Here is an 11579-nt window from a genome sequence, read left to right as displayed (position 1 = left end):
GGTGGGGTTGTGAGGGAAGGGTGGGGGGGGGCGGTTTCTCGGGGGCAGGACCCCCCCCCCCCCCCCCCCCCGCCCCCGTTCATCGGAGCTCCTGCTCATCGGTGTCTCGGCGCCCCGGCTCACCGGAGGTCCTCCCGGCCGACGTCGACCACCACGTCCTCGACCAGCACCACGTCGTCGCCGAGGTAACGGCCCGCGAGCTCGTCCTGCAGGTCGATCAGCACGGGATGTGTGCGCGCAGCGGCCCGCACCGACCCCGAGTAGCCCCCGGTCGGGTCCGGGCCGTACGCCGTCTCGAGCACCGAGTCGTGCGCATTGCGCAGCTGTCCGGCCTCGCCGTACGTCTGGAGCGGGGCGGGCAGGAGGACCTCCCGGACCTGCGCGGAGTCGACCCGGGTCCCATCGACCCGCAGCCCCCCGAGATCCAGCCGAGGCACCGGATCGGCGATGTGCGCCGGCACCTGGTCCGGCAGGAGCACGGGGATGCCGGCGAGACCCGGGAGAGGGACCAGCACCGGCTGGTGCGCGACGTTCACCCCCTGGGTCAGCTCGGTCGCCGGCGCGACGCTCTGCACGGGTGAACCGACGGAGAAGATGTGCGTCACCCGGTAGGTTCCCGGCTCCCCGCCGAGGCTGTTGAAACCGGGGTCCGCGGCCAGCCGTGCCGCGGTCAGCCCGCCCTGCGAATGGCCGACGATCATCACCTCAGCCCCGTCCGGCACCCCCGCGGCGACCATCGCCGCGCGGACGTCCGCCATCGCCGCGGACTCCTGCCCGGCCATGGCCCGCAGGTTCGAGTCCCACCCGGCGGAGTTCCCCTGGGCACCCCAGGACCGCGGGTCCACGATGTTCCCTCCACCCGTCGGCGGGGCATGCACGATGTACGCCTCGGTGCCGTCGGCTCCGCGGACCGTCTGGATGCGGATCCTGCCCGAGGCGACGAGATCGCCCGGGGCACCACCGGGGTCGAGGGTGCCGCTCGCGGACTCGTCGAGGTCGACCAGCAGATCCACGAGGTCCTGCGGCGGGGCGGAGCCGGTGACCGGTCGGACCGCGTGCACGGTCACGGTCGTGCGGGGGTCGAGCAGCCCGGTGTCGGTGACGGTCTCCAGCGGGGCGAGCGCCACCGCGCCCGTCGTGAGCAGCACGCTCGCGCCGAGCTCGGCGACGGTGGGCACACGCTCCCCGCCGATCCAGTCGCCGAGCACCCCGCCCAGATGGCCCAGCTCCCCGCCCACCCGACGGACCCCGTCGGTGTCGACCGCGAGTCCGAGCATCCCGGAGACGGCCGCGCCGCGGGGGAGCAGTGGCGGCAGGAAGGCGCGCGCTCCGACCAGGAGCTCCGCCGGGAGGAGGAGCTCATCGCGTCGCGTGCTCGCGTCCTGCCCCGGGCGGGCGACGCCCGCCGGGGGAGGGGCGTCGTCGGCGCGCGAGGCCTCGTCCTGCTCGCGGGCTTCCCCGGCGAGGGCGGCAGCACGCTCGGCGAGGGAGAGACCGCCGCGCGCGAGGCGCGGACCGACCTCGCTCTGCCAGCGGTCGCGGAGCGCTTCGGCATCGGTGCCCTGCCAGTCCGCCGCGGCCACCGCTCTCTCGAGAGAACGGGAGAGCACCTCGAATTCTCCTGCGGCCCCGCGCAGCCGCCGTGACAGATCGCGGGCTGCCGCACTGTCCATGCCGCGGAAGTCGTCCACCGTGCCCCGCCTTCCCGTTCCGGGCGGACCCCGTCGGCCCGTGTGCTCGGAGCGTAGGCAGGCGGCGGCCTGGTCGGCCGGGTCGCCGGCGGCGCTGTGGACGGACAGGGGCTGGGGAGGGACGATCCCCGGCCACCCGGCTGCCGGCCGCTGAGGGATGTGATGACCTGCAGGTCACCGGTAGCATCGGGGGAGCGGTCCGGAGCGGACCGTCTTTTCCCTCGCCCTTCCTCGCCCTGCCGGCCCCGGTCGGCCTCGCTCGCCCCCGGAGCTCCCCATGGCCGCCCGTCCTGCCACCCCGTCGTCCCTCACTCCGTCTCCGACTCCTGCTCCCGTGCGTCGTGCGGGCCTGCTGCTGCTGGCCCTCGTGCTGCTCGCGCTCGGCACCCTCGCGACTCCGGACGGGGCACGGGCCGAGACCCCGCCCGCGGGTCTCGGCGGATTCGCCCCCGGGAACCTCATCAGCGACTCCGCCATGTTCGACGGCGACGCGATGAGCGCCGCCCAGGTGCAGACCTTCCTCGACCAGAAGGGCTCCGCGTGCCGGACCGACGGCGTGAACGGCGCCCTGTGCCTGCGCGTGTACCGCACCGACACCCCGGCCAGGGCGGCGACCGAGTATTGCGCCGCGATCCCGGCCCGGGCGGGCGCGACCGCCGCTCGGGTGATCGCGGACGTGTCCCTCGCCTGCGACGTGAGCCCCCGGGTGCTGCTGGTGATGCTGCAGAAGGAGCAGGGCCTGGTGACCACCACCGCGCCCACGCAGAAGAAGCTCGACGAGGCCCTCGGCTTCGCCTGCCCGGACTTCCTCGGCTGCGATACGGCCAAGGCGGGCTTCGCCCAGCAGATCTATCTCGCCGGGTCGCGTCTCCAGGAATACGGCGACCCCGACCTCGGCTTCCGGTACCGCTCCGGACGCACCTACGACATCCAGTACAGCCCCTACACCTTCTGCGGCTACGGCAAGGTCACCCTCGCGAACCGGGCCACCGCGGCGCTCTACAACTACACACCCTTCACCCCCACCCAGGCGACCCTGGACGCAGGCTCGGGCGCCGTCGCCGACGACGTCTGCGCGACCTACGGGAACCGGAACTTCTTCCGCCTGTACTCGCAGTGGTTCGGCACGCCCAACGGCCGCTCCGCGACGCACTATCCCGTCGCGGCACCCGCCGGGAAGGCTCCGGCCAACCCCTTCACGGACGTCACCCCCACGAGCTCGATCTTCTTCGTCGAGATCTCCTGGATGAAGCACGAGGGGTACACGACGGGCTGGTCCGACGGCACCTACCGGCCGCTGCAGCCCATCAACCGCGACGCGATGGCGGCCTTCCTCTACCGCGCCGCCGGATCGCCCGCGTACACCCCGCCCGCGCGCTCGCCCTTCCGCGACGTCTCCACCACCTCGATGTACTACACAGAGATCGCGTGGGCCTGGTCGGAGGGCATCACCACCGGGTGGGACGACGGGACGTTCCGGCCGCTCGAGCCGATCAACCGTGACGCGATGGCGGCCTTCCTCTATCGCTACGCGGGCGAGCCGGCGTTCACCGCGCCGCGCACCTCGCCCTTCGAGGACGTCAGCCGCTCCACCTCGATCTTCTACGACGAGATCACGTGGGCGGCGGCGACCGGGATCTCCACCGGCTGGTCCGACGGCACCTACCGGCCCCTCCAGTCCATCAACCGCGATGCCATGGCGGCGTTCATCTACCGCTTCGAGGTCGTCTGACCCTGTCCCGCCCCGTGGTGGCGGGACGGCATGGGAGGCTTCGGGCATGGACGGCATGGACGGCATCGAGCGGACCCGGACGCGGACCGGGACGCGGAGCGCGAACGCACGTCGCGTCGTGGGGCGGCGGGCGGCGCTGACCCATGCGGCCCTCGCCGTGCCGGTGCTGCTGTCGGGGTGCGTGCCGGGCTCCGCGCAGCGCCGGGTCAACGAGGCAGCGGAGAGCGCGGAAGGAGTGACCCGCTCCGAACTGGTGCTCGGCACGGGCGGCACCTTCGGTGCGATCCTCTACGGGGACATCACCTGCGCGGTCGCCGGGGTGGAGCTGGAGGCCGTCCTCGACGAGTCCTGGCGCGCGGTGGTCACCCTGCTGCACGACGACGGCGGGGAGGACGACCGCAGCGTGCAGAACGTCATCGGCCGTGCGGAGGACGGCACCGCCGTCGACGTCCTCGAGTGGCTTCCCGAGCGTGACCCCGGATCCGTCACGGTCGCGGACTTCTTCTCGCGTTACGGGCTGGGCTGAGCATGGCCGGGACCGGGAGGACGTGGGGGCTGCTGCAGGGACTCGTGCAGGGGGTGCGGACGAGCGCGATGCGGGCGCAGCTCGCTGAGCGCGCGCGCCGGGCCGTCGGCGAGGTCGACGGGGTCCGGTCGGTGCAGCTGGTCCTCACCCGCACCGGCAGTTTCCGCACCACCCTGCAGGGCGAGATCGCCCTGGAGGCGACCGAGCGTGCCGAGGCCCTGTGCGTCTATGACGCGGCGATGGGCGCCGTGGTCTCCCTCCTCCACGAGGCGGAGCTCGCGCCCTGGGGCCCCGAGGTGGGCATCGGCGCGATCCGCGGCCTGCTCCCCACCGGCGACGTGCTGACCGGGAAGGACATCGCTCCGCGGCTGCCGGGTCGCGGGGTGCCGCTGCCCGAGATCACGGCCAGCGCCTTCGCGTCCCGGTACGGGCTGCACTGAGCTCGTCGGCTCCAAGCAGTGCTCAGCGCTCCCCGGCAGTCCTCAGCGCTCCGCGGCGGGGGTCAGCCGCCGTGCTCGCCGCGGCCCACCTCGACGACCGTCGAGCGCGCCACATAGGTGCCGTCGCCGAGATACACGCCGCTCAGATCGTCCTGGAGCGCGGAGAGCGTCGGATCGGTCGCAGTGTTCCGCGCGACGGTCCCGGCGTAGCCGCCGTCGGGATCGCCGTTCGGGCCGGTCGAGTCGTGGTTCGCGTTCATCAGCCCCATCGGGTCCGAGATCGGCGTGGGATAGCCGGGCAGGCTCACCTCGTGCCGGTTCGGCGCACCGAGAGACCCGCCGTCGACCTGGGCCCCGCCGAGGTCCAGTCCCGGGATCAGGTCGCCCGAGACGCTGGGTCCCGGATGCAGGCCGCCCCCATGGGAGACGTTGACCGACTCGGTGGATCCCTGGGCGGGGATCGTGGTCTGCACGGGGGAGCCGACGGAGAAGGTGTGCGTGACGTTGTACGAGCCGGGGGAGCCGTCGGCGTTGTTGAAGGCCGGATCCGCGGCGAGGTTGTTGGCGACGATCCCGCCCTGCGAGTGGCCGACGAGCATCACGTTCGCCCCGGCGGGCACCCCCGCGGCCTCGAGCGCGGCGCGTACGTCCTGCGTGGCCGCGGTGTCCTGACCGGCGACGAGGCGCAGGTTCGAGGCCCAGTCGCGGGAGTTGGCCTGCCCACCGTAGGCGTCGGGGAAGGCGCCGATGTCCCCCTCCGTCGGCGGGACCTGCACGATGTAGCTGGGCTCCGAGCCGTCGGCCGAGCGGACCTCCTGGATGCCGATCTGCCCCTGCTGGGAGGTGTCGCCGTGGCCGATGCGCAAGGCGGTGTTGTCCAGGATCAGGTCCTGCAGGGTCTGCGGGCTCGGTGACGGGTCGCTGGAGACGGTCACGTCGGAGACCTGACCGCCGGGACGGTCGTCGAGGAAGGCCGTGTCCTCGCCGGTGATCGCCTCGTAGACGCCGACTCCCGCGGACCCGAGGGCGAGGAGCGAGGAGGCGCCGAGCTCCGAGATCGTCGGGACCCGCTCGCCGGTCGCCCAGTCGGTGAGCACTCCGCCGAGGTGGTTCGCGTCCCGCTGGAATTGGGCGATGCCGTCGGTGTTCACCCCGAGAGCGCCGAGGCCGCCTTCGAGCAGGTCGATCCCGGTGTCGAAACCCCAGCCGAGGAGGTCCGAGGTGGTCGAGGCGAGTTCGGAGAGCAGAGATTCGGCCGGGTCCTCGAGCCAGTTCGGGATCCAGGGGTTGTCGGTGCTGCGGTAGCCGCCGGGCCCGTCGCCGCCCTGCCCGGGCGGAAGGGTGCTCGGGTTCTCGGCCGGACCGGACTCGGTGCCGTCGGCGTCGGAGACCACGTCCTGCTGGTCCGCCTCGCCCAGGGCGCGCTCGCCGGAGGCCTCGAGCTGCTCGAGCGTCGCCGTGAGACGTCCCGCGGCGAGCTCCTCCCAGCGACCGCGGAAGTCCTCGGCGTCGGGGCCCTCCCAGCTGACGCCGCGCACCAGGGTCTCGAGCCGCCCCCGGAGGTCCTCGACCTGCCCGCTCGCGGTCCGCAGCCGTTCGGCGTGCTCGCGGACCTGCTCTGTGTCCATCCCCCAGAACGCGCTCATGCCGCACCCGCCCGGGTGACGAGGGCGAAGCGAAGGCCCTCCTCGAGGAGGGGGAGGAGGGTTCCGAGCACGTCGCCGTCGCCGACGGGGCGCACCTCGGGCGGCCCCGCCGCGACGCCGTCGGTGCGGTACAGGCCGCGGTCGCCGCGGACCCACAGACGCGACCAGGTCACCGGGCGCTCGGTCGCACGACCCCGCGGGTCGTGGAGCGTCAGCGAGACGGATACCCGCAGATCCTCGGCGGTGAGCGCGTCGCGCAGCCGCGGATCGAGATCGGGGAGGCCGGCGAGAGCCTCGGCGGCGGGGACTCCGGCGAGCAGTCGCTCCTGCGCCGCGCGCTGCTGGTCGGGGGAGAGGCGCAGGGGCGGGATCTCGCGGTCGGTGCCGAGGGCGGCCGGAGCGCTGCCGAGACCGGTCCCGGCGAGCAGCTCGGTCAGACGCCGGGGCACGGTGCTCAGCGCGCACTCGTCCCAGCGCGACGGCTCCTGCCCGCGGGAGGTCTCGACCGTGGCGCCCTCGGGGGCCAAGGCGATGCGCAGCCGCTCGGTGCTCTCGGCGGTGGTGACGGCGAGGACGAGCAGGGCCGGGGCGGTGAGCTGCCGCAGCAGCAGGTCCAGCTCCGCAGCCGACGGGGGATCCGCAGCAGGGGCGGGGGAGGGTGCGGGGTCGGGATCGGCGGCGTCCCCGAGCAGGGCGCGATAGACGGGGTTCCACTCGGACGGCGGCATCGGGGCGCGGACGGCCCATCGGGCGACCTGGTCCAGGTCGGCGCTCAGCGTGGTCATCGGGCACTCCTGGGGAGGGGGGCGGCGGACGCATCGCGCGCCCAGGTCCGACCCTAGGTGAGCGGGGTCACGACGCCCATGGGGACAACTCCCCATCCCGCCGTGCCGCCCAGTCCCTCACCTCGCGCCACCACATCCCACACCTCGCCGCCCCGTCCCACCTCTCACCTCGCCGACCCCGCCCTTCACGTCGCCCCGCAGACTTGGGGGAATAGCGGCCCTATTCCCCCAAATCTGTGGACCTTTCGGGTGGACGACGGGGCGTGGCGAGGGTCGAGTGGACGGCGGGGCGTGGCGAGGGTCGAGTGGACGACGGGGCGCGGCGAGGGTCGAGTGGACGGCGGGGGGAGCTGCGGCGAGGGCCGGGCGACGCCGTGGGGCGGCGGCGCGGAGGCCGGTCTCGGGCGGGGCTCGTAGACTGGTCCGGCCCCCGTCGCCCCAGCCCCCAGGAGCCGCAGTGCCCCGTCCCGCCCGTCCGGTCATGTCTCCTGCGCTGCGGGAGGTCTATGCGGCGCTGCTGCAGCGCGCCCCGGAGAACCGCATCGAGCCGGACCTCAGCCGGATCCGTCGGGTCATGGAGCTGATGGGCGACCCGCAGACCTCCTACCGGAGCATCCGCATCGCGGGCACCAACGGCAAGACGACGACCGCGCGGATCCTCGAGCGGATCCTGCGCGAGGCTGGTCTGCGCACCGGGCGGACCACGAGCCCCCACCTGCACTCGCCCACCGAGCGGATCGCGATCGACGGCGTCCCGATCGACGAGGAGGGCTTCCTGCAGGCGTACCGCGACGTGGAGCCCTTCGCGCAGATCGTCGACGCCGAGTCGCAGGCCGCCGGCGGACCGCCGCTGACCTTCTTCGAGTACCTCACCGCCATGGCCTTCCAGGCCTTCGCCTCCGCCCCCGTGGACGTCGCCGTGGTCGAGACGGGCCTCGGCGGCACCTGGGACGCGACCGGCGCGGTCGATCCCGACGTCACCGTGATCACCCCGATCTCGCTCGATCATCAGGAGTATCTCGGCGACACGATCGCCGAGATCGCGGGGGAGAAGGCGGGGATCCTCACCTCCTCGGCCACCGCGATCCTCGCCGCGCAGCCCTACGAGGACGCCGCGGAGGTGCTCCGCGACCGCATCTCCGAGCTCGGGGCGGAGGCCGCCCTCGAGGACCAGCAGATCGGGGTGCTCGCCCGCACCCCCGGCGTGGGCGGTCAGATGCTCACCCTCCAGGGGATCGCCGGTCGCTACGAGGAGGTGTTCCTGTCCCTGCTCGGCGAGCACCAGGCGCGCAACGCCCTCCTCGCGGTCGCCGCCGCCGAGGCGCTCCTCGGCGACGGCCGCGCCCCGCTCGACGGGGAGCTGCTGTCCGCTGCGCTGTCGACCGTGACCTCGCCCGGACGCGCCGAGGTGGTGCGGCAGTCGCCGACGATCCTGCTGGACGCCGCGCACAACCCCGCGGGGGCGCTCACCCTGGTCGAGACCGTGCGCGAGAACTTCCGCTTCACCCGCACCGTCGGCGTGGTCGGGATCCTCCAGGAGAAGGACGCCGAGGAGATCCTCGCGGTGCTCGAGCCGCTCCTGGACGCCGTGGTGATCACCGCCTCCTCCTCGCCGCGGGCGATCCCCGCCGACCGTCTCGCCGACCTCGCCCGGGACGTCTTCGAGGACCCCGACCGGGTGCACGAGCATCCCGCGCTGCCCGATGCGATCCAGGCCGCCGTGGACCTCGCCGAGACCGACGGCGACCAGTTCGGTGGCGTGGTCGTCGCCGGATCGGTGACCCTCGCGGCCGAGGTGCGCGACCTGCTCGGTGTCGAGCGGGAGGACTGAGATGGCACTGGACCTCACGCCCTCCGCGCGCCCCCACGGGGCGCAGCGCATGTTCTCGATGACGATCCTCGTCGTCGAGGCGTTCCTGGTGTTCTTCGCGGCGCTCGTCGCGCACCAGCTGATTCCCGAGGATCGGGTGCTGACCTGGACCTGGGCGCTGCTGACGGCGCTCGCGCTGCTGCTGTGCTCACGGCTGCTCGCGCGCGGTGCCTGGCCCTACCTGCTCGGTGCCGTGCTGCAGATCCCCGTCATCGCGCTGGGCCTGCAGGTGAACGCCATGTGGGTGCTCGGCCTCGCCTTCGCCGCGCTGTACGTGTTCGGGGTGATCAAGGGGCACCAGCTCGACGCCGAGAAGGACGCGGTCGACGCGCGGGTGCTCGCCGAGCGCGCCGCCGAGGACGGGCCGACGGGAGCGTGAGCCCGCCGCCGTCGGCCGACGGAGGAGACCCGGGCCGACGGGCCCCCGGGTTCTGGGTACCCTGGGGCGCATGACCGCACAGCGCACCCTCGTCCTGCTCAAGCCCGACGCCGTCCAGCGCGGACTGCGCGGGGAGATCATCCGCCGCCTCGAGGCCAAGGGCTACGGCATCGTCGCCCTCGCCCAGCGCACCGCTACCGCCGAAGAGCTCGCCGCGCACTACGCCGAGCACGAGGGCAAGCCCTTCTACCCCGGGCTCGTCGAGTACATGGGCGCGGCCCCGCTCGTCGCCATCGTCGCCGAGGGCGTGAACGTCATCGCCGGCTTCCGCTCTCTCGCCGGGGCGACCAACCCCACCCAGGCCGCACCCGGCACGATCCGCGGCGACCTCGCCTGCGAGCAGGACCTGCCGGTCATCCAGAACCTCGTCCACGGCTCCGACTCGGAGGAGTCCGCGGCGCGCGAGATCGCGATCTGGTTCCCCGAGCTGGGCTGATTCCCGACCCTGCGCCGCGGCCCTTGTGAACCGCGCCGCAGGCCGGCCCACCCCCGCGTCCGGTCGGGCAACGGCGTGCACAATGGAGGCATGCCGCTGTCCCTCGTCACCGTGATCTTCCTGCTCGTCGCCCTCGCGGTGGCGATCGGGATCGTCGCCGCGGTCGCGCTGCCCCACCTGCGCGGGGGCGGCCGCGAGGAGGATTCCGAGGAGTCCGGCGACCGTCGGCACACGAGCCGCACCCGCCGCGACTGACCCCGCCCCGCGGGGCGCCGTCGTCGGCCGTGCCCGGACGAGCCGAGGGTCCCCCTAGACTGGCCGCTGTCCTCGCCGCCTCGGCGGCTTCCCCGCACCCGGAGGTGACCTGTGGACCCCAATGACATCATCGCCCTGCTCGCAGGCGGAGGAGCGGGCGTGCTCGCGATCGGCGCCGGGGCGTGGGCGCTGGTCCGCTCCCGCGGCCGCCGTCGACCGACGGACACCGACGCCACCGGGGACGATCCCGCGAGCGGCTCCGGGTCCGCGGCGGGCGCCGCGACCGCGGTCAAGGAGCGACCGGCCGCCCCCACCTGGGCGGACACGCTGTCGGCCCCGAGCCGGCCCGGCGCCGAGGAGAGCGCGCCCTCCGCGCAGCAGGACCACGCCGCCGGGTCCGAAGCACCTGGCGCCCAGGACTCGACCCAGGGCTCGACCCAGAGCTCGACCCAGGGATCCCCGGCCACGGCCGAGCCCGGTGCCGACGTCCCCTTCGACCAGGAGGTCGAGACCCCCGTCTCGGTCCCCGAGCCCGCCGCCGAGCAGGAGTCCGCTGCCGAGCCGGAGCCCGCCGCCGCGTCGGCTCCCGCGACTTCCGCGCCCGCTGCCGACGAGCAGCCCGCTGCCGCCGAGCCGCCGGCGGTCGATGCGCCCGAGACTGAGCCTGAGTCCGAGCCTGAGTCCGAGGCAGCCGCTGCCACCTCGCCGGAGCCCGCGGTCGGTCCGGTCCTGGAGACCCCCGAACCGCCCCAGGACCGCATGGTCCGCCTGCGCGAGCGGCTCTCCCGCTCCGGCTCCCTGGGCCGCGGCATCCTCACCCTCCTCACCCGCTCCACCGTCGACGAGAGCACCTGGGACGAGATCGAGGAGACGCTGCTGATGGCGGACCTCGGCCCCGACGCCACCGACGAGCTGCTCGCCAACCTGCGCCGCCGCATCCAGGTGCTCGGCACGGAGGATCCCGCCGCCGTCCGCGAGGTGCTGCGCGAGGAGCTCATCGCCCTCGTCGACCCGGCGCTCGACCGCCGTCTCGCCGCGAGCCGCCGCGAGGCTCCCGACGGCACGACGGTGCCCTCCGTGATCCTCATGGTCGGCGTGAACGGCACCGGCAAGACCACCACCGTCGGCAAGCTCGCCCGCGTGCTCGTCGCCGCGGAGCGCCGCGTCGTCCTCGGCGCGGCGGACACCTTCCGTGCCGCCGCCGCCGATCAGCTCGCCACCTGGGGCTCCCGCGTCGGCGTCGAGACGATCCGCTCCGACCGCGACGGCGCCGACCCCGCGGCCGTCGCCTTCGATGCCGTCAAGGCGGGCATCGAGCAGGACGCCGACGTCGTCATCGTCGACACCGCCGGCCGCCTGCAGAACAAGAAGGGCCTGATGGACGAGCTCGGCAAGGTGCGCCGGGTCGCCGAGAAGGGCCTGCACGGCGACGAGGTCGCCGAGGTGCTGCTGGTGATCGACGCGACCACGGGCCAGAACGGCATGCAGCAGGCCCGCGTGTTCTCCGAGGCCGTGAACATCAGCGGCATCGTGCTCACCAAGCTCGACGGCACCGCCAAGGGCGGCATCGTCGTCAACGTCCAGCGCGAGCTCGGGGTGCCCGTGAAGATGGTCGGCCTCGGCGAGGGCATGGATGATCTGACCCCCTTCGACGCGCACGGCTTCGTCGATGCCCTGCTCGAGGCCTGAGCGGCGCGACGGCACCGACGACCCCCGGACGGCCCGGACGATCCCCGCGATCGCCCGGGCCGTCCCGCGT

The 11579-nt window shown here is 73.9% G+C and carries 11 protein-coding genes; 8 read left to right on the top strand and 3 right to left on the bottom strand.

The window, feature by feature from the left end; translation table 11 throughout:
• Nucleotides 1-119 precede the first annotated feature (119 nt).
• Nucleotides 120-1691: a hypothetical protein gene (locus tag V1258_RS10735; protein WP_329749692.1), complete on the bottom strand. Its 1572-nt coding sequence runs from the start codon at nt 1689-1691 to the stop codon at nt 120-122.
• A gap of 334 nt (nt 1692-2025) precedes the next feature.
• Between V1258_RS10735 and V1258_RS10730 the strand changes: the two genes are divergently transcribed.
• Genes V1258_RS10730 through V1258_RS10720 form a run of 3 tightly spaced genes read left to right on the top strand, consistent with a single transcriptional unit; the run spans nt 2026 to nt 4389 of the window.
• On the top strand, nt 2026-3423 hold the full coding sequence (locus V1258_RS10730) for an S-layer homology domain-containing protein (protein WP_329749691.1): 1398 nt from the start codon (nt 2026-2028) through the stop codon (nt 3421-3423).
• 46 nt (nt 3424-3469) lie between these two features.
• The gene (locus V1258_RS10725; protein WP_329749690.1) at nt 3470-3949 is read left to right on the top strand and encodes a hypothetical protein; all 480 of its coding nucleotides are present in this window, start codon (nt 3470-3472) and stop codon (nt 3947-3949) included.
• A gap of 2 nt (nt 3950-3951) precedes the next feature.
• Complete coding sequence (locus V1258_RS10720; protein WP_329749689.1) at nt 3952-4389, top strand: hypothetical protein; 438 nt, start codon at nt 3952-3954, stop codon at nt 4387-4389.
• Nucleotides 4390-4451: 62 nt separating this feature from the next.
• Here V1258_RS10720 and V1258_RS10715 read toward each other — a convergent pair whose 3' ends face one another.
• Nucleotides 4452-6035, bottom strand: a complete 1584-nt coding sequence (locus V1258_RS10715) for a WXG100 family type VII secretion target (protein ID WP_329749688.1) — start codon at nt 6033-6035, stop codon at nt 4452-4454.
• Nucleotides 6032-6820, bottom strand: coding sequence for a hypothetical protein (locus V1258_RS10710; RefSeq protein WP_329749687.1), 789 nt, complete (start codon nt 6818-6820; stop codon nt 6032-6034). Before V1258_RS10710 ends, V1258_RS10715 begins: the two co-directional genes overlap by 4 nt.
• 481 nt (nt 6821-7301) lie before the next feature.
• On the opposite strand from V1258_RS10710, the gene V1258_RS10705 reads away from it, so the two are divergent.
• The 5 genes from V1258_RS10705 (at nt 7302) to ftsY (ending at nt 11509) form a co-directional block, all read left to right on the top strand.
• Entirely contained in the window at nt 7302-8651 is a 1350-nt protein-coding gene (locus V1258_RS10705) for a bifunctional folylpolyglutamate synthase/dihydrofolate synthase (RefSeq protein ID WP_329749693.1), read from the top strand.
• A gap of 1 nt (nt 8652) precedes the next feature.
• On the top strand, nt 8653-9069 hold the full coding sequence (locus tag V1258_RS10700) for a DUF4233 domain-containing protein (protein ID WP_329749686.1): 417 nt from the start codon (nt 8653-8655) through the stop codon (nt 9067-9069).
• Between the two features lie 70 nt (nt 9070-9139).
• On the top strand, nt 9140-9565 hold the full coding sequence (gene ndk, locus V1258_RS10695; RefSeq protein ID WP_329749685.1) for a nucleoside-diphosphate kinase: 426 nt from the start codon (nt 9140-9142) through the stop codon (nt 9563-9565).
• A 90-nt stretch (nt 9566-9655) separates the two neighbouring features.
• A complete protein-coding gene (locus tag V1258_RS10690; RefSeq protein WP_329749684.1) occupies nt 9656-9820 on the top strand; it encodes a hypothetical protein in 165 nt (54 codons plus the stop codon).
• A 111-nt stretch (nt 9821-9931) separates the two neighbouring features.
• Complete coding sequence (gene ftsY, locus V1258_RS10685) at nt 9932-11509, top strand: signal recognition particle-docking protein FtsY (protein ID WP_329749683.1); 1578 nt, start codon at nt 9932-9934, stop codon at nt 11507-11509.
• Nucleotides 11510-11579 lie beyond the last annotated feature (70 nt).

It is taken from the genome of Brachybacterium sp. J153, from assembly GCF_036311905.1.
Classification (GTDB): Bacteria; Actinomycetota; Actinomycetes; order Actinomycetales; family Dermabacteraceae; genus Brachybacterium.
The sequence above is the reverse complement of the archived record's forward strand: the minus strand, read 5'-3'. Positions and strand labels throughout refer to the sequence as shown.